Here is a 19,038-nt window from a genome sequence, read left to right as displayed (position 1 = left end):
CAGCGTGGCCGCGAGCGCCCATCCTACACCGCCGCGCGCACCGGCGGGAACCGGATGCGTCAATCCGCCAGCACCCGCTCCGCCAGCCCCTCCAGGTCGGGAACGGTGGGCGTTCCCGCGGGGAACGGGCTCTCCTCCCCCGCCGGCACGACGCCGAGGAACGGCAGGCCGTGGGCGGCGGCGGCGGCGTGGTCGGTGATGGCGTCGCCCACCATCAAGGTGCGCGCCGCCGTCAGCCCGTGGCCGGCGACGATGGCCCCGACCAGCTCGTCCTTCGCGCGCGGCGCGCCGCACACCGCGGTGAAGACCGCGGCCAGGCCGCGCCGCCGCACGATGCGCTCCAGCTCGTCCTCCGGCGTGCCGGACGCCACGAACAGGGGCAGGGTTCCGGCCAGCGCCCGCAGCGCCTGCTGCGCCCCGGCTACGGCGGGCGCGGCGACCACCGCCTCCTCCACCAGGGCGTTGTAGCGCACCGACAGCTCCGCCGCGCGCTGCTCCGTCAGCGGCCGGCCCAGCAGCGTCTCCTCGAAATGGCGGAACTTGGCGACGCGCGACACGCCGCCATGGACCCGCTGGTAGGCGGCGACGGCCGCCACCACCGCCGGCCCGTGCGGCTGGTAGAGGGTGGTGAAGGCGTCGATCTTCAGCCGCGCGCTGTCGACGATGACCCCGTCGAAGTCGAAGATGACCGCGTCGTAGGCTCCGGCGCGGCGCGGCGGCGCCATCACACCACCCCGGTCGGCAGGTCGCGACCGGCGAAGAACGCCTCCAGGTTGGCCAGCACCAGGTCGCCCATGGCGGCGCGGGTCTCCACCGTGGCGCTGGCCTGGTGCGGGGCCAGCACCACGCTGTCCAGGCCGAACAGGGCCTCGGGCACCCTTGGTTCGTCGGCGAACACGTCGAGGCCGGCGCCGCCCAGCCGGCCCTCGACCAGGGCCGCCACCAGCTCCGGCTCGTCGACCACGCTGCCGCGGGCGACGTTGACCAGCACCCCCTCCGGCCCCAGGGCGTCCAGCACGGCGCGGCCCACCAGGTTGCGGGTCGACGGGCCGGCCGCGGCGGCCACCACCAGCACGTCGCTGCGCCGCGCCAGCGCCACCGGGTCGCCGACGTGGGGCCACGGCGCGTCCGCCAGCGGGTTGCGGTTGGTGTAGGCGATGTCCATGCCGAAGGCGGTGGCGCGGTCGGCGATGGCGCGGCCGATGCGGCCCATGCCGAGGATGCCGAGGCGCTTGCCGGTCACCTTGCGGGCCAGCGGCATGCCGCCGGACGGCCAGCGCCCGGCGCGCACGAAGCGGTCGCCCTGGGCGAGCCGGCGCAGGGTCATGATCATCAGGCCGATGGCCATGTCGGCCACGTCCTCGGTCAGCACGCCGGGGGTGTTGGAGACGCGCACGCCGCGGGACCGGGCGTTCTCCAGGTCGACCGCGTCGGTGCCGACGCCGAACACGGCGATGATGCCGAGGCCCGGCAGGGCGTTCACCACCTCGTTGCGCACGCCGGTGCCGCCGCCGGTCACCACCGCCCGCACCCGGGGCGCCACCCCGGCCAGCAAGGCGTCCCGCGCCTCCCCGGCGGGGGGCAGGCGGTGCACCGTGTAGGCGGCGTCCAGCGCCGCCTCCATGGCGGGCATCATCGGTTCGACGAGGAGGAGGTCGGGTTTCATGGATGGCGTCTTCTAGTGGGAAAGGATCTGGCCGAGGAAGGTGCGGGTGCGGTCCGAGCGGGGGTTGGCGAAGAACTCCTCGGGCGGCGCGACCTCGACGATCTCGCCGCGGTCCATGAAGATCACGCGGTCCGCGACGGAGCGGGCGAAGCCCATCTCGTGGGTGACGCACAGCATGGTCATGCCGTCGTCGGCCAGCGAGATCATGGTGTCAAGGACCTCCTTGACCATCTCCGGGTCGAGCGCCGAGGTCGGCTCGTCGAACAGCATGATCTTCGGGGTCATGCACAGCGCGCGGGCGATGGCGACGCGCTGCTGCTGGCCGCCGGAGAGCTGGCCCGGGTACTTGTCCGCCTGCTCGGGGATGCGCACCCGCTCCAGGTAGCGCATGGCGGTGGCCCGCGCCTCCTCCTTCTTGACGCCACGCACCTTCAGGGGTGCGAGCATGCAGTTCTCCACCACCGTCAGGTGGGGGAACAGGTTGAAGGACTGGAACACCATGCCGACGTCGCGGCGCACCGCGTCGATGGTGCGCAGGCCGCGACCCAGCTCCTTGCCGTCGACGACGATGCGCCCCTTCTGGTGGTGCTCCAGCTGGTTGATGCAGCGGATCAGGGTGGACTTGCCGGAGCCCGAGGGCCCGCAGACGACGATGCGCTCGCCCGCCCGCACCGTCAGCTCGATGTCCTTCAGCACCTGGAAGGACTCGAACCATTTCTGCACCCCCTCCATCACGATGATGGGCTCGCCGCCGAGCTGGCGGCCGGCGCCGGGCCGGGCGGCGGAGGGGGCCGCGGCGGAGGGGGCGGCGGCGGTGGGGGCGGTGGGGGCGGTGGGGGCGGGCATGGCGCGCGTCAGGACTTCTTCAGTTCGGGCAGGTCGCTGTCCAGCCACTTGCGGTGGATCGCGTTGAGCGTGCCGTTCGTCTTGATCGTGGCGATGAAGTCGTTGACCCACGTCATCAGCTCGGGCTGGCCCTGGCGCAGCGCGATGCCCTGGACCTGGCGGCTCAGCTCGAACTTCATCGTGTAGTTGGCCGCGGTGTCCAGCTTCTTGATCTCCTTGGCGACCACGTTGGAGACGCCGATGGCGTCGACCTGGCCCGACAGCAGAGCCTGGACGGCGCTGGCGTCGTCGTCGAAGCGGCGGATGGTCGCGCCGTCCGGCGCCACGCGGGTCACCGCGGTGTCCTGGGTGCTGGCGCGCACCACGCCGACGCTCTTGCCCTTGAGGTCCTCCGGACCGGCGATCGCCGTCTTGCCGGCGGCCAGCACGCCGATGGAGATGGCGGCGTAGGGGTCGGAGAAGTCGACCTGCTTGGCGCGCTCCGGCGTGATGCCCAGCGAGGCCACCAGCAGGTCGACCTTGTCGGTCTGCAGGTAGGGGATGCGGTTGGGGCCGGTCACCGGCACGATCTCGACCGGCACCCCCATCGCCTCGGCCATCGCCTTGGCGACGTCGGCGTCGTAGCCGTCGGGCTTGCCCTGGATGTCGGTGATGCCGAAGGGCGGGAAGTCGACGAGCATGCCGACGACCAGCTTGCCGCGCGCCTTGATCTCCTGGGGGGTGTCGGCGGCGGCCGGCAGGGCGGCGGTGCCGAGGGCGGTGGCGACCAGCAGGCCGGTCGCCAGGGCGAGGCGGCGGGTGAAACGGGTGGTCATGGGCGGATCCTCTCCAGGTCTTGGTTGTTGGCTAACGGGTGGGGGCGGCGTAGCGCCGCTCCAGATGGCTGCTGAGCAGGGACAGCGGCCAGCACAGGGCGAAGTAGAGCAGCGCCACGATGGAGAACACCAGAAACGGCTTGAAGGTGGCGTTGTTGACGAGCTGGCCGGCCCGCGTCAGCTCGGTGAAGCCGATGATGGCGGCCAGCGAGGTGCTTTTGATGAGCTGGACCGAGAAGCCGACGGTGGGGGGAATCGCCACCGTCACCGCCTGGGGCAGCACGACGTAGCGCATGCGCGTGACGTAGCCCATGCCCAGCGCGTTGGCCGCCTCCCACTGGCCCTTGGGCACGGCCTGGATGCAGCCGCGCCAGATCTCGCCCAGGAAGGCGCTGGCGTTCAGGGTGAGGCCGAGTGCCGCGGCCGCCCAGGGGTTGACGTCGAAGCCCAGCACGGTGGCGCCGAAGAACACCAGGAACAGCTGCATCAGCAGCGGCGTGCCCTGGAACACCTGGATGTAGCCGGTGGCGGCCCAGCGCAGCGGCCGCGCCTCGGCGGTGCGGGCGAGCGCCACGAACAGCCCGACCAGCGCACCGCCCAGGAAGGCGATGGCCGACAGCGCCAGGGTCCACTGCACGGCGCCGACCAGGAACCAGACCTCGTTGAGGGTGAAGGGGCGGATCATCGCGCACTCCGTCAGCGGCGGTCGGCGTAACCGAAGGCGACGCGGCGGATCGCCGCGAACACCCCGGAGAAGGCCAGCGCCAGACCCAGGTACATGACCGTCACCACGATGTAGACCTCGAAGGCGCGGAAGGTCTGGGACTGGATGTTGTTGGCGACCGAGGTCAGCTCCTCGGCCGAGATGGCCGAGACGACGCTGGACCCCAGCATCAGCAGGATGAACTGGCTGGTCAGCGCAGGGTAGACGGTGCGCAGCGCCGGCTTCAGCACGACGTAGCGGAACACCTGCAAGGGCTTCAGGCCGAGCGCCAGGCCGGCCTCGATCTGCCCCTTGTGGATGGACTCGATGCCGGCGCGCAGGATTTCGATGGCATAGGCACCGACGTTGACCACCATGGCCAGCAGCGCCGCGGCGTCCGGCGACAGCCGCACGCCCACCGCCGGCAGGCCGAAGAAGATCAGGAAGATCTGCACCAGGAAGGGGGTGTTGCGGATGACCTCGATGTAGGCCTGGATCGCCCAGCGCACCGGGGCCGGCCCCCAGGTCTTGCCCAGCGAGCCGAGGATCGCCACCACCAGGCCCAGCACCATGGCGCTGGCCGACAGCTGGACCGTGAGCCAGGCCCCCGCCAGCAGGACGTCGGTGTAGGCGAGCAGGTCGCCGAACCGGAACTCGTAGTCCACCCGTTTCCTCCCCCGGCTGCCACCGGCCCGGTGGATGGGCGCGGCGCGTGGTCACCCTTGCACGGGCGTTCTTTCGGACCGGATTGTTCGTGTCACGGAACGCGTCGACGGTAATTGGATCGATCCAAACAAGCAACCCCGAAAACGGGTCACGCCCCCGGTCACGCCCCCGGTCACGCCCGGGCCCGCGGCGGTGCCCGTTCCCGCCGCCCGCCGCCGCCGCAGGATTCGCGCACGATCAGGCGGGTCGGCAGGATCACCCGCTCCGGCGCGCCCCGGGGATCGGCGATGCGGCGCAGCAGCAGCTTCGCCGCCTCCTTGCCGATCTGGAAGGGCTGGGTCGACACCGTGGTCAGCGCCGGGCGCGACAGGGCGGCGTCGGGCACGTCGTCGAAGCCGCACACCGCGAAGTCGCGGCCCGCCTCGATGCCGCGGTCGGCCAGCCCGCCCAGCATGCCGAAGGCGACGATGTCGTTGAAGGCGATGGCGGCGGTCGGCGGGTCCGCGCGGTCGAGCAGCGTGCCCACCGCCTCGGCCCCGGCGCGCCGGGTCAGCGGCGCCTTGACGACGAGGTCGGACGCCAGCCCGTGGCGGCGCAGGGCATCGGCGAAGCCGGCGCGCCGGTCGCTGAGCGCCGAGTGCACCCGCTCGCCCCCCACCAGGGCGATGCGGCGGTGGCCCAGGCGGATCAGGTGCTCGGTCACCAGGTCCATGCCGAAGCGGTAGTCGCACCCGGCGTAGTCGCCGTCGCGTGCGGCGACGTAGCGCAGGGTCTGGATGCACGGCATGCCCCACTCGCGCATCCGCGCGATCAGGTCCGCCTCGGTGCCGGCGACGGGGCAGATGATCACCCCGTCGACGTTCTGCTCGCGCATGCGGCGCAGGAAGCGGTCCTGCTTGTCCAGCGCCTCGGTGGTGTTGGCCAGGAACACCGCCATCCCCGCGGCGTCCAGCACGTGGTCGACCCCGGCGGTCATCTCGGCGAAGAAGGGATTGGCGATGTTGGTGACCAGCAGCCCCACGGTCTTGGTGCGGCTGGCCCGCAGGTTGGCGGCGCCGCGGTTGTAGACGTAGCCCAGCGCGGCCATCGACTCCGCGACCCGGCGCCGCGTCTCCTCGGCGACCAGGGGGCTGTCGCGCAGAACCAGAGACACGGTCGAGCGCGACACGCCGGCGTGCACCGCGACGTCCTGCAACGTCACCCGCCCCCGCCCCGCGCCGCCGGCCTGCTCCGACATGATGCCGCCACCGATCGCTTTGTTGGCCCGAATGTTGGATCGTTCCAATTTTGTGCGCCCGGACGACCGCCCTGTCAAGCCGCACCCGGGGCCCAAAAGGGTACGGCCGCCGCCGGCCGGCGGCGCATGCCCATTCCACAGTTCTTCCATGCCATTCCCGTTCACGACATCGCCGGCCGGCGGTGCCAAGCTTTTCCCACCGCACCGCACAGGGAGGAAGTCGCTCATGCCAGCGACGCCGCCGCCGGCGGCCGGCCGCGTGCGCGCCGTGCGCGGCTCGGTGGTCGACCTCGCCTTCGCCCCCGACAGCCTGCCCGCCCTGATGGAGGCCGTGGAGGTGCTGTGGGACGCGCCCGACCCGCTGGTGTGCGAGGTGCAGGCCCATGTCGACCGCGCGACCGCCCGGGCCATCGCGCTCGGCACCACCGCCGGGCTCGCCCGCGGCACGCCGGCGCGGGCCACCGGGGCGCCCATCACCGTTCCCGTGGGCGCCCCGGTGCTGGGCCGGCTGGTCGACACACTGGGCCGGCCGGGCGACGGCGGCGCGCCCTTTCCCGCGGCCACGCCGCGCTGGCCGATCCACCGCCCCGCACCGGCCCTGGCGGAGCAGACGCCGCACCGCGAGCGCTTCGAGACCGGCATCAAGGTGATCGACCTGCTGGCCCCGCTGGCGCGGGGCGGCAAGGGCGGCATGTTCGGCGGTGCCGGGGTCGGCAAGACCGTGCTGGTGACCGAGCTGATCCACACCATGGTGGCGCGCCAGACCGGCATCTCCGTGTTCGCCGGCATCGGCGAGCGCTCCCGCGAGGGCCACGAACTGCTGGAGGAGATGCGCCGCTCCGGGGTGCTGGACCGCACGGCGCTGGTGTTCGGGCAGATGAACGAACCGCCCGGCGCACGCTGGCGGGTCGGTCTGACCGCGCTGACCATCGCCGAGTGGTTCCGCGACGTGGCGCGGCGCGACGTACTGCTGCTGATGGACAACGTCTTCCGCTTCGTGCAGGCCGGGGCGGAGGTGTCGGGCCTGCTCGGCCGCCTGCCGTCGCGGGTCGGGTACCAGCCGACCCTGATCACCGAGATCGCCGAGATGGAGGAGCGCATCGCCTCGGTGCCCGGCGCCACGGTGACGGCGATCCAGGCGGTGTACGTTCCCGCCGACGACTTCACCGACCCGGCGGTGGCGGAGCTGTTCGGCCATCTCGACAGCGCCATCGTGCTGTCCCGCCCGATGGCCGCCGAGGGCCTCTACCCCGCGGTGGATCCGCTGGCCTCCACCTCCACCCTTCTCGACCCCCTGGCGGTCGGCGAGGCGCACTACGCCACCGCCGAGGCGGTGCGCGGGCTGATCGCCCACTACCGCGAACTGCAGGACATCATCGCCCTGCTGGGCATCGAGGAGCTGAGCGCCCCGGACCGCGTGGCGGTGCGCCGCGCCCGGCGCCTGCAGCGATTCCTCACCCAGCCCTTCGCCGTGACCGAGGCGTTCACCGGCCACCGCGGGGCCAGCGTCGCGGTGGCCGACACCATCGCCGGTTGCCGGGCCATCCTCGACGGCGAAACCGATGACTGGGCGGAATCCTCGCTCTACATGGTGGGCGCGCTGGCGGACGCCCGGGCCAAGGAAGCCAGGGAGGGCGGGCGATGATCCCGGTGGCACTCTCGCTCACCGTCACCACCCCCGACGCGGTCGCCGTCTCGCTCGACGGCGTCGTCCAGGTCCGCGCCGAGGATCCCGCCGGCGGCTTCGGCATCCGTCCCGGCCACGCCGATTTCCTGACCGCGCTGGTGCCCAGCGTCCTGTCCTGGCGCCGGGCCGACGGCCGCGAAGGCTTCTGCGCGGTGCGCGGCGGCGTGCTGACGGTCAGCGGCGGCGGCGCGGTCGCCGTGGCGACACGCGAGGCGGTGCCCGGCGACGATCTGGACCGGCTGGAGCACGAGGTGCTGAGCCGCTTCGCCCGCACCCGCGACGAGGAGGCGGCGGCCCGCACCGGCGCGCAGCGCCTGCACCTCGCGGCCGTGCGCCATCTCGTGGCGGCGCTGCGCGCCGACGGGACCGGCCGCCCCGAGCCGCCCCGGCCGACGCGCGGAGGCGGCCCATGAGCGGGCGCGAGGGCAACGGCGGCGGCCGCGTTGGCGACAGCGTTGGCGGCAACGGCAACGGCGACGGCAACGGCCACCTCGCCGGCCCGGTGCGCCGCCAGCAGGGCCACCGCCACCGCTGGCGGCGCGAGGGCGAGCGCCCGATCGGGCGCAACCTCGCGCTGATCGGGTCGCTGGGGTGGCTGGTCGTGGTGCCGACCCTGGCCGGCCTGTTCCTCGGCCGCTGGCTCGACGCCGGCTCCGGCCGGATCTTCTGGACCCTGTCGCTGCTCGCGGCGGGGCTGGCCTGGGGCTGCTGGATGGCGTGGGCACGCATCCGTCAGGAGGAGCCATGACCGCGCTGCTCGCCGCCGTTCCCGCCGCGGCCCTCGCCGCCGTCCTCGCCGCCGTCCTCGCCGCCATCGCCGGCGCGCTGTTCGGCGCCCTCTACTTCCGGGCGCTGGCGCTCAACACGCGGCTGTGGCTGGCCGGCCGGGGGGTGGCGCGGCCGCTGGCCCTGCACGCCGCCCGCCTCGGCGCCGCCGCGGCGCTGTTCCTCGGCGCCGCCCTGGCCGGCGCGCCGGCGCTCCTGGGGGCGCTGGCGGGATTCCTGATAATCCGCGCCGGGCGGGTGCGGCGGGAGGCGCGGCGATGACGGACTCGCCCCTGGTCACCCCCATCGCCCTCCACCTCGGCGCCGTGCCGATCGCCCTGCCGGTGGTCACCACCTGGGGCCTGATGGCGCTGGCGACGCTGGTGTCGGCCCTGCTGACCCGCCACCTGGCGCTGCGGCCCTCGGCCGCCCAGTCGCTGCTGGAGGCGGTGGTGGACACCATCGAGCGCCAGCTCGACGACACCATGCAGACGGCGTCGCGCCCGTACCTGCCGCTGCTGGGCACCCTGTTCCTGTACCTGGTGCTGGCCAACCTGACCGGGCTGGTGCCCGGGCTGAAGGCGCCGACCGCGTCGCTGGAGACGGCGGCGGCGCTGGCCCTGGTTGTCTTCCTGTCGGTCCACGTCGCCGGGGTGCGGCGCCTCGGGCTGCGCGGCTATCTCGCCGGCTTCGCCCGGCCGACGCCACTGATGCTGCCGCTCAACCTCCTGTCGGAGGTGACGCGGGCCTTCTCCTTGATGATCCGCCTGTTCGGCAACGTCATGAGCGGCGAGTTCGTCATCGGCCTGGTGCTGACGCTGGCCGGGCTGTTCGTCCCCATCCCGCTGATGGCGCTGGAGGTCCTGACCGGCGTGGTGCAGGCGTACATCTTCACCGTGCTGGCCGCCGTCTTCCTCGGCGGCGCCATCGGCAGCATCGAGAAAAGCTGAAGGGGGTTCCCCATGACCATCGAGATGATCAGCATCCTCGCCGCCGCGCTGGCCGTGTCCTTCGGGGCGATCGGTCCGGCGCTGGCCGAAGGGCGCGCCGTGGCCGCCGCCATGGAGGCGATCGCCCGCCAGCCGGAATCCGCCAACGTGCTGTCGCGCACCCTGTTCGTCGGGCTGGCGATGATCGAGACCATGGCGATCTACTGCCTGGTGGTGGCGCTGCTCGTCCTGTTCGCCAACCCCTTCGTCGGCTGACGCCATGGCCATCGACGGCTGGACGCTGGCGCTCCAGGCCATCAACTTCCTGATCCTGGTCCTGCTGCTGCGTCGCTTCCTCTACCGGCCGGTGCTGGCCGCCATCGACCGCCGCCGCGCCGAGGCCGGCCGCCTGCTCGACGAGGCCGCCGCGGCCGCCGCCGGGGCCGAGGCGGTGCGCCGCGACGCCGCCGGGGCGCGCGCCGCCATCGACGCCGAGGCGGAGCACCTTCGCACCGCCGCCCGGGCCGCCGCCGCCCGGGAGGCCGAGGCGATCGTCGCCCGGGCCCGCGGCGCCGCCGACGCCCTGCTCACCGAGGCCCGCGCGCGCCTGGAGGAGGAGCGCCGGCAAGCGCTGGCCGGGCTGGGCGGCCGCGCCCTCGCCCTGGCCGGCGCCATGGCGACCACGCTGCTGCGGTCGGCCGCGCCCGGCGCGGCGACGGACGCCTTCCTCGCCCGCGTGCGGGCCCGCCTCGACGCCCTGCCCGAGGCGGAGCGCCGCGCCCTGGGCGAGCAGGCGGCCCGGGGCGTCCGGGTGGTGACCGCGGCGGCGCTGGACGCCCAGGCCCAGGCCCGCGTGCGCACCGCCCTGGCGGGCGCGCTGGGCCGCGCGGCGGGAGACGCCGCGGGCGACACCGCGGGAGACGGCATGCCCGTCGCCTTCGCCGAGGACCCGGCCCTGCTGGCGGGTCTGGAGGTGCACGTCAGCCACACCGTGATCCGTGACAGCTGGCAGGACGCCCTGGCGCGGCTGGCCAAGGAGGTGGACGGTCATGCCGACGCTCGCGAACGCGCTTGACGCGTGGCTGGAGGAGGCCCGCCACCGGGCCGGCACGGCCGAGCCCGGCGCCCGGCTCGAGGAGATCGGGCGGATCGAGCGGGTCGGCGACGGCATCGCCCGCATCTCCGGGCTGCCGGGGGCGCGGGCCGACGAGATCCTTCTGCTGCCCGGCGGGGTGCCCGGCCTCGCCATGATGCTGGACGAGGACGCCATCGGCTGCGTTCTGCTGGGCGACGGGCCGGGGCTGGCGGCCGGCGGCGCGGTGCACGGCACCGGCGCCGTGGTCCGCGTGCCCGTCGGGCCGGGGCTCCTGGGCCGCGTCGTCGATCCACTGGGTCGGCCCCTGGACGGCGGCCCGCCGCCGGCCGCGGACCGCCTCGACCCGGTCGAGCGGCCGGCCCCGACGATCGCCGAGCGCGCCGCGGTCGCCGAACCGCTGCACACCGGCGTGACCGTGGTCGACGCCATGTTCCCCATCGGCCGCGGCCAGCGCGAACTGATCGTCGGCGACCGCGCGGTGGGCAAGACCGCGCTGGCGCTCGACGCGATGCTGGCCCAGCGCGGCGGCGACGTGGTCTGCGTCTACGTCGCGGTGGCCCAGAAGGCGTCCTCGGTGCGCGCGGTCGTGGAGTCCCTGCGCGACCACGCCATGCTGGAGCGCAGCGTGGTCGTGGTCGCCGCCCCGGACGCCCCGCCCGGCCTGCAATGGCTGGCCCCTTACGCCGGGTTCACCATGGCGGAGCAGGTGCGCGACGGCGGCGGCCACGCCCTGGTGGTGGTCGACGACCTGACCAAGCACGCCGCCATCCACCGCCAGATCGCCCTGCTGCTGCGCCAGCCGCCGGGCCGCGAGGCCTACCCCGGCGACGTCTTCTACCTCCACGCCCGGCTGCTGGAACGCTCGGCCAAGCTGGCGCCGGCGCGGGGCGGCGGGTCGCTGACCTGCCTGCCCATCGCCGAGACCCAGGCCGGCAACCTCAGCGCCTACATCCCGACCAACCTCATCTCCATCACCGACGGGCAGATCGTGCTGGACGCCAAGCTGTTCCACGAGGGGCAGAAGCCGGCGGTGGATGCCGGCCGCAGCGTGTCGCGGGTCGGCGGCAAGGCGCAGACCCCCGCCCTGCGCCCGCTGGCCGAGAGCCTGCGCCTCGACTACGCCCAGTTCACCGAGCTGGAGGCGTTCACCCGCTTCGGCGGCATGGCCGACGCGCGCACCCGGGCCATCGTCGAGCACGGCCGGCGCCTGCGCGCCCTGCTGGCGCAGCCGCGCCTGGCGCCCCTGGCGGCGGGGCTGGAGGCGGCGCTGCTGCTGGCGCTGAACGAGCGGCTGCTGGACGGCGTGCCGGTGGACCGGATCGCCGCCGTCCGCGACGCCCTCGCCGCCCGCCTCGCCGCCGGCACCGGTGGGGCCCTCCCCGCCGGCACCGGCGGGCCCCTCGACGACGCCGGTATCGACGCCGGCGCCGCGGCCGCCCGGGTCGCGGCCGGCGGTCCCCTCGACGACGCCACGCGGACCGCGCTGCTCGGCGCGGCGCGGTGGGCGCTGGGGGGCACGCCATGTCCGAGCGTCTGAGCGAGGTCGAGGCCCGCCGGGCGTCCATGGCGGACCTCAGCGGGGTGATCGACGCCACGCGGGCGCTGGCGGCGGTGCGCCTTCAGCAGGCGAGCGCCGCCCTCGGCGGCACCCGGGCCTACGCCGCGGTGGTCGGCAACGCCCTGGCCCGGGCGCTCGCCGCCATGACCGACGGCGCCGCCCCGCCGGGCGGCGGCCATCGGGGGGCGTGCGGGCTGGTGCTGTTCGGCGCCGAGCACGGCTTCGTCGGCGCCTTCAACGACCCGTTGATCGGGCACGCGCTGGCCGACCGGGCCGCCGCCGGCGGCCGCCGCGTGCTGCTGGTGGCCGGGACCCGGGCCGCGGCGGCGCTGGCCGAGCACGGCCTGCCGGCCGATCACGCCATTGCCATGGCGACCCAGCCCGGCGGCGTCACCGCGGTGGCCCGCCGCCTCGCCGACCGCCTCTGCGCGCTCACCGCCGCCGGCGCGGTGCAGCGGGTCGAGCTGCTCTACCGCCGCCGCCCCGACGGGGTGGTGACGCGCCAGGCCCTGTTCCCCGTCGATCCCGCCCAGTTCGGCCCCGCGCCCGGAGCGCCGCCCCTGCTCGGCCTGGCCGCGGCGGCCCTGGCCGAGCGGCTGGCCGACGAGCACGTCTTCGCCCAGCTCGCCCACGCCGCCATGGAGAGCTTCGCCAGCGAGAACGCCGCCCGGTTGAGCGTCATGCTGGCGGCCAGCCAGAACGTGGCCTCCCGGCTCGACGCGATGACCCACCTGGAGCGCCGCCTGCGCCAGGAGGCGATCACCGCGGAACTGCTGGAGCTGGTGGCCGGCGCGGGGTGAACGCACCGCCGCGGCTCACGGATCCTGGCGCGTCGGCGGCGCCGGCCGGCGTTCCAGCAGGGCGGCCAGCGCCGCCGCCAGCCCGTCGACCAGCGGCACGGCGGCGGCGTCCTGGAGGCGGGCCGCCAGCCCGGCGAAGGGGGCGCCGCCCAGCAGCACCGCGTCGGCCGCCGGCGCCGCCCGGGCGGCCGCCTGGAGGATGGCGGCGTGGAAGCGCTCCGGCGCCTGCGCCACGTCGAGCACGCCGCCGTCGAGGAAGGCGATCCCGGTGAGTTGCCCGTCGAGGCCGAGCGCCGCCGCCCGGGCGGCGATGGCCGGGCCCATCGCCGGCCCGACCGTGACGATGGCGAAGCGCCGGCCGCCCGCGCCCGCCGCCCGCAACCCCGCCTCGCCCAGCCCGCGCACGGGAATGCCCGCCAGGGTGCGGGCACGGCGCAGCCCGGGGTCGCCGAAGGCGGCGACGACGGCGCCGTCGCAGCCGGGCCGGCTGCCCAGCATGGCGAGCACCGCGTCGGCGGCCATGGCCAGGTCCTCCGGGGTCTCCAGGGCCGGCACGCCGAAGGGCGCGGTGGCGCCGACGATCTCGGCGGCGGCCCCGGCGGCGGCGCGCGCCGCCGCCACCAGGCGCGCCGTCACCACGGCGGACGTGTTGGGGTTGGCGACCAGGATGCGCATCACCGCCCCCGCCCCGCCGGGGCGACCGTGGCCAGCCAGTGGCGCGCGATGTCGGCGCGGCGCGCCACCCACACCCCGTCCATGGCGGCGACGTGGCGCAGGATGCGGGCCAGCGCGCCGATGCGGCCGGGCCGGCCGATCATGCGCAGGTGCAGCCCGACCGACAGCATGCGCCCGCCCTCGCCGTGCAGCCAGTCGGCGGCGTCGGTGACGTAGTCGGCGAAGTCGGCGCCGGCGAAGCGCTGGGTGTGGAAGTAGTGCATGTCGTTGGTGTCGAAGGCGTAGGGCAGGACCAGGTGGCGTTTCCCGGCGACCGCCACGTCGTAGGGCAGGTCGTCGTTGTAGGCGTCGCTGTCGTAGAGGAATCCGCCCTCCTCCACCAGCAGGCGGCGGGTCGCCGGCGAGGCGGCGGAGCGGGTGTGCCAGCCCACCGGCCGCACCCCGGTCGCCTGGCGGATCGCCGCCACGGTGCGGGCGATGGCGGCGCGCTCGGCCGCCTCGTCCATGCCGGCATGGCTCTCCCAGCGCCAGCCATGGGCGGCGACCTCATGGCCGCGGGCCACCGCGTCGCCGGCCAGCGCCGGCAGGCGCGCCACCGCGCGGCCGCACGCGCTGACGGTCAGCGGATAGCCGAAACGTTCGAACAGCGCCATGATCCGCCACCAGGCGGCGCGGGTGCCGTATTCGAAATGGCTGTCGATGCACGGGTCCGGCCCGTCGCGGCGGTCGGTCACCTCGTAGACCGCCTCGTTGCGGGGATCCCCGTCGCGCACCGAGAACTCGGCCCCCTCCTCGAAGTTCAGCACGAAGGACAGGGCGAGCCGCGCCCCGCCCGGCCACGCCGGGTCGGGGGGCTGGCCGGCGTAGCCCAGGAGGTCGCGGGCCACGGCCCCGGCAGCGCTCATTCCGCCGTTCCCGCCATGCGCGACAGCCCGACCATGCGGTCGGCGACCACCAGCAGCGCCAGGGTGCCGAGCAGGATCAGCGTGGACAGCGCGGCCAGGGTCGGGTCCGGCGCCTCTTCGATGTACTGGAGCATCTTGATGGGCAAGGTCTTGGTCCGGACGTCGGTGAGGAAGATCGACACGGGGTAGTTGTCGAAGGAGGCGAGGAAGCTGAACAGCCCGGCCACCAGGAAGGACGGCGCCAGGGCCGGGATCATCACCCGGACCACGCTCTGCCCCCAGGTGCAGCCCAGGGTCCGGGCCGCCTCGATCAGGGTGAAGTCGAAGCGCGCCATGCCGGCGATCATGGTCCGCGCCACGTAGGGCAGCGTCACCACCAGATGGGCGAGCAGCAGCGCCGGCCAGCCCGCGGTGAGGCCGAGGCCGCGGAAGTACTGGAGCAGCGCGATGCCCAGCACCAGGCCGGGCATCATCAGCGGCGACACCAGGGCGGCGGCGAAGGCGGCGGAGCCCGGCACCAGGCCGCGGGCGATGGCCACCGCGGCCAGCGTGCCCGCCAGCATCGCCAGCGCCGTGGAGAGCAGCGCGATCTGCGCCGACAGCCACAGCGCCGGCCAGAACCCGTCCAGGGTGGCGATGCGGCCGTACCACGCCCATGACGCCCCGCCGACCGGCAGGTCGAACACCGGGGTGGGCGACAGGCTGGCCGCGGCGATGACCGCCAGGGGCGCCAGCAGAAACAGGCAGGCCAGCACCGCCAGGGTCCAGCAGAGGGCCAGGGCCAGCGTCCTCATGCCCGCCCCTCCCCGCCGATCCGGCTCGCCAGCGCCACCACGGCGACGGCGATCACCAGGAGGACGACCCCGGCGGCCGCGCCGAACGCCGGCTCGCGCGTCAGCAGATAGGCCTTGGCGATGGTCGAGGCAAGCGTCGGGAAGCGCTCCCCGATCAGCAGCGTCGGCACCACATAGGCCGACACCGACAGCGAGAACACCAGCGCCACCCCGGCGACGATCCCGGGCATGGTGACCGGCAGGGTCACCCGCACGAAGGCCACCAGCGGGCTGGCGCCCAGGGTCGCGGCCGCCTCGCCCAGGCGCCGGTCGACCTGGGCGACCACGGCGAAGATGGGCAGGATCATGAAGGGAAGGAAGACGTTCACGGCGCCGACCACGAGCGCCGTCTCGGTGAAGATCATGCGCACCGGCCGGTCGACGAGTCCGAGGCCGAGGAGGACGCTGTTCACCACCCCGCTGGAGCGCAGGAGGATGGTCCACGCGAACGCCTTGACGATCACGCTGGCGGCCAGCGGCAGGAACAGGCAGCCCAGCATCACGCTGCGCCAGACCCCGGAGGCCCGGGCGATGGCGAAGCTGGCGGGATAGCCCACCAGCAGCGCGATGACGGTGACGCTCATGGCCAGGGTGAGGGAGTTGCCGATCGCCGCACGGTGGTGGGGCGTGGTCAGCAGCCGCTCGTAGGCGGCGAGGCTGACGCCCTCCGGGCCCTGCAGGCTGACCGCGAACAGCAGGCCCAGCGGCAGCGCGAACAGCGCCAGCAGGATCAGCCCGGCCGGCCCGGCCAGCAGGGCGGCGGCGCGGCGTTCGCCGCGGGACAGCGGGTGCCTCATGCCGCATCCTCCGCCGGAAAGAGCAGGGTTTCGGCCACCGGCCAGCCGACAGCGACCGCGGTCCCCGGCGCCGGCAGGGGGTGGCGTCCCGGCAGCTCGGCGGTCAGCGTCAGGCCGCCGGCGTCGACGGTGACGACGCTGCGCGGCCCCTGGAAGGTGATGGCGCTGACCGTGCCGCGCAGCGTGTTCTCACCCGCCGCCAGGCGCACGTGTTCCGGCCGCGTGGCGACGACCACCGCCACGCCGGGCAGCATGCGGCGCGGCGCGCGCAGCGGGCCGGCGGCCGTCTCCACCAGCGAGCCGGCGGCGTCGGCCGCCACCACCCGCCCCGGCAGGCGCAGGGACTGGCCGACGAAGGCCAGGGCGAAGGGGGTGGCCGGCCGCTCGTAGAGGGTGCGCGGGTCGGCGAGCTGGTCGATGCGGCCGCGGTGCATGACCGCCACCCGGTCCGACATGGTGAGCGCCTCCTCCTGGTCGTGGGTGACGAAGACCGCGGTGGCCCCGATCGCGCGCAGCAGCGCCCGCAGCTCCCCCTGCATGGCCTCCCGCAGCTTGCGGTCGAGCGCCGAGAGCGCCTCGTCGAACAGGATGACGCTGGGCTCCACGGCGAGGGCGCGGGCCAGCGCCACCCGCTGCTGCTGGCCGCCCGACAGCGCGCGCACCGGCCGGTCGGCCAGCGCGCCGAGCTGGACCAGCGCCAGCGCCCGTTCCACCGCGGCGGCGATCTCGCCAGCGGGCCGCTTGCGCACCTTCAGCCCGAAGGCGACGTTGCCGGCGACGTCCAGGTGCGGAAACAGGGCGTAGTTCTGGAACACGACGCCGACGTTGCGCCGGTGCGGCGGCAGGCGCGTGATGTCCTGCCCGGCGAGCGCCAGCCAGCCCGTGTCGGGCGCGGTCAGCCCGGCGATCACCCGCAGCAGGGTGGTCTTCCCGCATCCGGAGGGTCCGAGCAGGGTGACCAGCTCGCCCTGCGCCATGCACAGGTCGATGTCCTCCAGCACCGGCGTGCGGCCGTAGCGCTTGGACACCTGCCGCACCGACAGGTGGACCGGATCGCCGGGCTGGACCATCACAGCAGCTCCGTCTGCCAGCGCTCGGCCCAGGCGCCGCGCTCGCGCGCGACAAAGCCCCAGTCCGGGGCGAACAGGGTCGCCGGATCGGGGTGGCCGGCGGGGCGGGGCGTCGCCGTGTTGGTGGGCGCCACCACCGCCTTCTCCGCAAGGATCGCCTGGACCTCGGCGCCCAGGAACGCGTCGATCACCGCGTCGGCCAGGGCGGTCGCCGGCCCGCCCTTGACCTTGGCGATGCCGGATGGCATGGCGAAGCCGCCCTCCTTCGGGATCGCCAGGTCGACCGGCGCGCCCTCGGCCTTGCGCGTCAGGGTGTAGGCGGAGAACTGGCCGCCGATCAGCGCCACCTCGCCCTGCTCCAGCAGGTTCATGGCCTGGGGGGCGTTGGTGTAGACGGTGAGCAGGTTGGGCGCCAGGCTCTTCAGCTTGCGGAACCCGGCGTCGACCTCGTACTGGGCCTCGGCGAAGGGCTTGCCGGTCTCCAGGTGGGCGGCCACCAGCAGGTTCCAGAACCCCTCGGTGTTCTGGATCGACGGGATGACGACGCGGCCCTTGTGGACCGGCGCCCACAGGTCCGCCCACGACGCCGGGGCGGCGACCGCGGCGTTGTGGGCGATGCCGGCCCAGGGACGCTGGTAGTTGGCCCACAGCCCGTCGCGGTGCACCGCCCCCGGCACCAGCCGGTCGAGGTTGGGGGAGCCGGCGGCGGTGATGGGGACGATCAGCCCCTCGTCGGCGGCGCGGATCATCACCGGGTCGTCCATGATGACCACCGAGAACTTCGGCGCGTCGCGGTCGGCCTGCATCTTCTGCAGGTTGGTCAGGGAGTTCGAGCCCTCGTAGAGGATGGTCACGCCGAGCGCCCTGGCGATGGCCGGAAACACCGCCGCGTTGAAGTACTTCGCCGCCCCGGCGGGGCCGCCGATGACGATCTCGCGGGGCTGGGCGCGGACAATGGCGGGCATCGCCAGGGTGGCGGCGAGGGCGCCGCCGGTCGTCAGCAGGGTGCGGCGGTGAAAACGGGTGGTGGCCATGGCTGCGGTCTCCTGTGGGCGAGGTCAACGCCGCCACGCAAGGCACGTGCCAAATGTGCACATTTTTCTTCCGTGATGGAAATCAACGGTTTGAAACAGTACATGTAGAGCGGCATGGTTGCTTCGCGAAAGAATGTGCACATTTTTTCGTTCGACTGTGCACATTTTTTGGCCTGCGAGCGACCGATCATGACGCCCCCTGCCCCGCCCCGCCCCCGCAAGGGTGCCCCCGAGACCGACGAGGCCGTCTACGCCGCGATCCTCAACGCCATCCTCGACGGGCGGATCGCGGCCGGCGCCAAGCTGGCGGAAACCCCGCTGGCCGAGGCCTTCGGGGTGTCGCGCGAGCGCATCCGCAAGGTCCTGCACCGGCTGGTGGCGGAACGCCGGCTGGAGGCCGTGCCCAACCGCGGGGTCCGCGTTCCCCGCCCGACGCTGGCGGACGTGCGGGCCATCTACCAGGCCCACCGGGTGCTCGAGGCGGGCGTGCTGACCGAGCTGGCGGACCGCCTGGACGACGCGTTGGTGGCGCGGCTGGACGCCCATGTGGCCGAGGAGCGGGGGGCGGCCGACCGCCGCGACCGCGCCGCGTCGGTCCGGCTCTCCGGGGCGTTCCACCTGCTGATTGCCGATTCCCTGGGCAATCCCCAGCTGTCCGCCATCCTGCGCGACCTGCTCACCCGCTCCTCGGTGATGGTGTCGGTGTACGAGGCGGCCGCCGATTCGGTGTGCGGCGCCAACGAGCACGCCGCCATCGTCGATGCCCTGCGGGCCCGCGACATCGCCCGCGCCGTGGCCCTGTCGACCGAGCATTTCCGCCACATCGAGGGACGCCTGAGGGTGGCGCCGGAGGCCCCGTCGCGGGGCGACGTCGCGGCGTTGTTCCGGGTCGGGGCGTAGGCGGCGCACGGTGCGGCGCGCCGGGACCGGCGCGGCCGGCCCGGCCCCTGGCCGGC

Annotated in this window: 23 protein-coding genes; 10 read left to right on the top strand and 13 right to left on the bottom strand. The window is 74.4% G+C overall.

Annotated elements, in window-relative coordinates; translation table 11 throughout:
- Positions 1–59: 59 nt before the first annotated feature.
- From AC6H2I_RS27850 to AC6H2I_RS27820, 7 genes are all read right to left on the bottom strand, one after another.
- Positions 60–725 carry an HAD family hydrolase gene (locus AC6H2I_RS27850; protein ID WP_497504038.1) on the bottom strand — a complete coding sequence of 222 codons (666 nt, stop codon included), beginning with the start codon at positions 723–725 and terminating at the stop codon, positions 60–62.
- A complete protein-coding gene (locus AC6H2I_RS27845; protein ID WP_497504037.1) occupies positions 725–1,666 on the bottom strand; it encodes a 2-hydroxyacid dehydrogenase in 942 nt (313 codons plus the stop codon). The genes AC6H2I_RS27850 and AC6H2I_RS27845 overlap by 1 nt, the downstream gene beginning before the upstream one ends.
- Before the next feature lie 12 nt (positions 1,667–1,678).
- On the bottom strand, positions 1,679–2,398 hold the full coding sequence (locus AC6H2I_RS27840) for an amino acid ABC transporter ATP-binding protein (RefSeq protein WP_497504057.1): 720 nt from the start codon (positions 2,396–2,398) through the stop codon (positions 1,679–1,681).
- 122 nt (positions 2,399–2,520) lie between these two features.
- Complete coding sequence (locus tag AC6H2I_RS27835) at positions 2,521–3,327, bottom strand: transporter substrate-binding domain-containing protein (protein WP_497504036.1); 807 nt, start codon at positions 3,325–3,327, stop codon at positions 2,521–2,523.
- Between the two features lie 31 nt (positions 3,328–3,358).
- Positions 3,359–4,012 (bottom strand): amino acid ABC transporter permease, encoded by a 654-nt coding sequence (locus tag AC6H2I_RS27830; protein WP_497504035.1) that lies wholly within the window; start codon positions 4,010–4,012, stop codon positions 3,359–3,361.
- Positions 4,013–4,023: 11 nt separating this feature from the next.
- Positions 4,024–4,695, bottom strand: coding sequence for an amino acid ABC transporter permease (locus AC6H2I_RS27825; RefSeq protein ID WP_497504034.1), 672 nt, complete (start codon positions 4,693–4,695; stop codon positions 4,024–4,026).
- Between the two features lie 173 nt (positions 4,696–4,868).
- Positions 4,869–5,933 carry a LacI family DNA-binding transcriptional regulator gene (locus AC6H2I_RS27820; protein WP_497504033.1) on the bottom strand — a complete coding sequence of 355 codons (1,065 nt, stop codon included), beginning with the start codon at positions 5,931–5,933 and terminating at the stop codon, positions 4,869–4,871.
- A gap of 226 nt (positions 5,934–6,159) precedes the next feature.
- Here AC6H2I_RS27820 and atpD point away from each other — a divergent pair, with 226 nt between their 5' ends.
- From atpD to AC6H2I_RS27775, 9 genes are read left to right on the top strand one after another with little or no spacing between them, the layout of a single operon-like run.
- Positions 6,160–7,578 (top strand): F0F1 ATP synthase subunit beta, encoded by a 1,419-nt coding sequence (gene atpD, locus AC6H2I_RS27815; RefSeq protein ID WP_497504032.1) that lies wholly within the window; start codon positions 6,160–6,162, stop codon positions 7,576–7,578.
- Positions 7,575–8,033, top strand: a complete 459-nt coding sequence (locus tag AC6H2I_RS27810) for a F0F1 ATP synthase subunit epsilon (RefSeq protein ID WP_497504031.1) — start codon at positions 7,575–7,577, stop codon at positions 8,031–8,033. Before atpD ends, AC6H2I_RS27810 begins: the two co-directional genes overlap by 4 nt.
- The gene (locus AC6H2I_RS27805) at positions 8,030–8,368 is read left to right on the top strand and encodes an AtpZ/AtpI family protein (RefSeq protein WP_497504030.1); all 339 of its coding nucleotides are present in this window, start codon (positions 8,030–8,032) and stop codon (positions 8,366–8,368) included. The genes AC6H2I_RS27810 and AC6H2I_RS27805 overlap by 4 nt, the downstream gene beginning before the upstream one ends.
- Positions 8,365–8,667 carry an N-ATPase subunit AtpR gene (locus AC6H2I_RS27800; protein WP_497504029.1) on the top strand — a complete coding sequence of 101 codons (303 nt, stop codon included), beginning with the start codon at positions 8,365–8,367 and terminating at the stop codon, positions 8,665–8,667. Before AC6H2I_RS27805 ends, AC6H2I_RS27800 begins: the two co-directional genes overlap by 4 nt.
- Positions 8,664–9,335: a F0F1 ATP synthase subunit A gene (locus AC6H2I_RS27795; RefSeq protein WP_497504028.1), complete on the top strand. Its 672-nt coding sequence runs from the start codon at positions 8,664–8,666 to the stop codon at positions 9,333–9,335. Before AC6H2I_RS27800 ends, AC6H2I_RS27795 begins: the two co-directional genes overlap by 4 nt.
- A gap of 12 nt (positions 9,336–9,347) precedes the next feature.
- Entirely contained in the window at positions 9,348–9,590 is a 243-nt protein-coding gene (locus AC6H2I_RS27790) for a F0F1 ATP synthase subunit C (protein ID WP_497504027.1), read from the top strand.
- 4 nt (positions 9,591–9,594) lie between these two features.
- Positions 9,595–10,389, top strand: coding sequence for a F0F1 ATP synthase subunit B family protein (locus AC6H2I_RS27785; protein ID WP_497504026.1), 795 nt, complete (start codon positions 9,595–9,597; stop codon positions 10,387–10,389).
- Positions 10,364–11,947, top strand: coding sequence for a F0F1 ATP synthase subunit alpha (locus AC6H2I_RS27780; protein WP_497504025.1), 1,584 nt, complete (start codon positions 10,364–10,366; stop codon positions 11,945–11,947). Before AC6H2I_RS27785 ends, AC6H2I_RS27780 begins: the two co-directional genes overlap by 26 nt.
- Entirely contained in the window at positions 11,932–12,768 is an 837-nt protein-coding gene (locus tag AC6H2I_RS27775) for a F0F1 ATP synthase subunit gamma (protein ID WP_497504024.1), read from the top strand. The genes AC6H2I_RS27780 and AC6H2I_RS27775 overlap by 16 nt, the downstream gene beginning before the upstream one ends.
- Positions 12,769–12,783: 15 nt before the next feature.
- Here AC6H2I_RS27775 and AC6H2I_RS27770 read toward each other — a convergent pair whose 3' ends face one another.
- The 6 genes from AC6H2I_RS27770 to AC6H2I_RS27745 are packed head-to-tail and all read right to left on the bottom strand — an operon-like array spanning position 12,784 to position 18,082.
- Positions 12,784–13,443: an aspartate/glutamate racemase family protein gene (locus AC6H2I_RS27770; RefSeq protein ID WP_497504023.1), complete on the bottom strand. Its 660-nt coding sequence runs from the start codon at positions 13,441–13,443 to the stop codon at positions 12,784–12,786.
- A complete protein-coding gene (locus AC6H2I_RS27765; protein ID WP_497504022.1) occupies positions 13,443–14,348 on the bottom strand; it encodes a polysaccharide deacetylase family protein in 906 nt (301 codons plus the stop codon). Before AC6H2I_RS27765 ends, AC6H2I_RS27770 begins: the two co-directional genes overlap by 1 nt.
- A complete protein-coding gene (locus AC6H2I_RS27760) occupies positions 14,345–15,142 on the bottom strand; it encodes an ABC transporter permease (protein ID WP_497504021.1) in 798 nt (265 codons plus the stop codon). Before AC6H2I_RS27760 ends, AC6H2I_RS27765 begins: the two co-directional genes overlap by 4 nt.
- The gene (locus tag AC6H2I_RS27755) at positions 15,139–15,978 is read right to left on the bottom strand and encodes an ABC transporter permease (protein WP_497504020.1); all 840 of its coding nucleotides are present in this window, start codon (positions 15,976–15,978) and stop codon (positions 15,139–15,141) included. Before AC6H2I_RS27755 ends, AC6H2I_RS27760 begins: the two co-directional genes overlap by 4 nt.
- Positions 15,975–17,048 carry an ABC transporter ATP-binding protein gene (locus AC6H2I_RS27750; RefSeq protein ID WP_497504019.1) on the bottom strand — a complete coding sequence of 358 codons (1,074 nt, stop codon included), beginning with the start codon at positions 17,046–17,048 and terminating at the stop codon, positions 15,975–15,977. The genes AC6H2I_RS27755 and AC6H2I_RS27750 overlap by 4 nt, the downstream gene beginning before the upstream one ends.
- Entirely contained in the window at positions 17,048–18,082 is a 1,035-nt protein-coding gene (locus AC6H2I_RS27745; protein WP_497504018.1) for an extracellular solute-binding protein, read from the bottom strand. The genes AC6H2I_RS27750 and AC6H2I_RS27745 overlap by 1 nt, the downstream gene beginning before the upstream one ends.
- A 189-nt stretch (positions 18,083–18,271) precedes the next feature.
- On the opposite strand from AC6H2I_RS27745, the gene AC6H2I_RS27740 reads away from it, so the two are divergent.
- On the top strand, positions 18,272–18,982 hold the full coding sequence (locus AC6H2I_RS27740; RefSeq protein ID WP_497504017.1) for a GntR family transcriptional regulator: 711 nt from the start codon (positions 18,272–18,274) through the stop codon (positions 18,980–18,982).
- Positions 18,983–19,038 lie beyond the last annotated feature (56 nt).

The sequence above is a fragment of the Azospirillum sp. NS33 genome, from assembly GCF_059703765.1.
The sequence above is the reverse complement of the archived record's forward strand: the minus strand, read 5'-3'. Positions and strand labels throughout refer to the sequence as shown.

Bases quoted from the DNA above. Each gene is read 5' to 3' on its own strand.
- AC6H2I_RS27810 (WP_497504031.1), top strand. From the start codon at position 7,575: ATGATCCCGGTGGCACTCTCGCTCACCGTCACCACCCCCGACGCGGTC.
- atpD (WP_497504032.1), top strand. From the start codon at position 6,160: ATGCCAGCGACGCCGCCGCCGGCGGCCGGCCGCGTGCGCGCCGTGCGC.
- AC6H2I_RS27835 (WP_497504036.1), bottom strand. From the start codon at position 3,327: ATGACCACCCGTTTCACCCGCCGCCTCGCCCTGGCGACCGGCCTGCTG.
- AC6H2I_RS27760 (WP_497504021.1), bottom strand. From the start codon at position 15,142: ATGAGGACGCTGGCCCTGGCCCTCTGCTGGACCCTGGCGGTGCTGGCC.
- AC6H2I_RS27850 (WP_497504038.1), bottom strand. From the start codon at position 725: ATGGCGCCGCCGCGCCGCGCCGGAGCCTACGACGCGGTCATCTTCGAC.
- AC6H2I_RS27765 (WP_497504022.1), bottom strand. From the start codon at position 14,348: ATGAGCGCTGCCGGGGCCGTGGCCCGCGACCTCCTGGGCTACGCCGGC.
- AC6H2I_RS27820 (WP_497504033.1), bottom strand. From the start codon at position 5,933: ATGTCGGAGCAGGCCGGCGGCGCGGGGCGGGGGCGGGTGACGTTGCAG.
- AC6H2I_RS27845 (WP_497504037.1), bottom strand. From the start codon at position 1,666: ATGAAACCCGACCTCCTCCTCGTCGAACCGATGATGCCCGCCATGGAG.
- AC6H2I_RS27780 (WP_497504025.1), top strand. From the start codon at position 10,364: ATGCCGACGCTCGCGAACGCGCTTGACGCGTGGCTGGAGGAGGCCCGC.
- AC6H2I_RS27755 (WP_497504020.1), bottom strand. From the start codon at position 15,978: ATGAGGCACCCGCTGTCCCGCGGCGAACGCCGCGCCGCCGCCCTGCTG.
- AC6H2I_RS27840 (WP_497504057.1), bottom strand. From the start codon at position 2,398: ATGGAGGGGGTGCAGAAATGGTTCGAGTCCTTCCAGGTGCTGAAGGAC.
- AC6H2I_RS27745 (WP_497504018.1), bottom strand. From the start codon at position 18,082: ATGGCCACCACCCGTTTTCACCGCCGCACCCTGCTGACGACCGGCGGC.
- AC6H2I_RS27795 (WP_497504028.1), top strand. From the start codon at position 8,664: ATGACGGACTCGCCCCTGGTCACCCCCATCGCCCTCCACCTCGGCGCC.
- AC6H2I_RS27800 (WP_497504029.1), top strand. From the start codon at position 8,365: ATGACCGCGCTGCTCGCCGCCGTTCCCGCCGCGGCCCTCGCCGCCGTC.
- AC6H2I_RS27775 (WP_497504024.1), top strand. From the start codon at position 11,932: ATGTCCGAGCGTCTGAGCGAGGTCGAGGCCCGCCGGGCGTCCATGGCG.
- AC6H2I_RS27830 (WP_497504035.1), bottom strand. From the start codon at position 4,012: ATGATCCGCCCCTTCACCCTCAACGAGGTCTGGTTCCTGGTCGGCGCC.
- AC6H2I_RS27770 (WP_497504023.1), bottom strand. From the start codon at position 13,443: ATGCGCATCCTGGTCGCCAACCCCAACACGTCCGCCGTGGTGACGGCG.
- AC6H2I_RS27750 (WP_497504019.1), bottom strand. From the start codon at position 17,048: ATGGTCCAGCCCGGCGATCCGGTCCACCTGTCGGTGCGGCAGGTGTCC.
- AC6H2I_RS27740 (WP_497504017.1), top strand. From the start codon at position 18,272: ATGACGCCCCCTGCCCCGCCCCGCCCCCGCAAGGGTGCCCCCGAGACC.
- AC6H2I_RS27805 (WP_497504030.1), top strand. From the start codon at position 8,030: ATGAGCGGGCGCGAGGGCAACGGCGGCGGCCGCGTTGGCGACAGCGTT.
- AC6H2I_RS27785 (WP_497504026.1), top strand. From the start codon at position 9,595: ATGGCCATCGACGGCTGGACGCTGGCGCTCCAGGCCATCAACTTCCTG.
- AC6H2I_RS27790 (WP_497504027.1), top strand. From the start codon at position 9,348: ATGACCATCGAGATGATCAGCATCCTCGCCGCCGCGCTGGCCGTGTCC.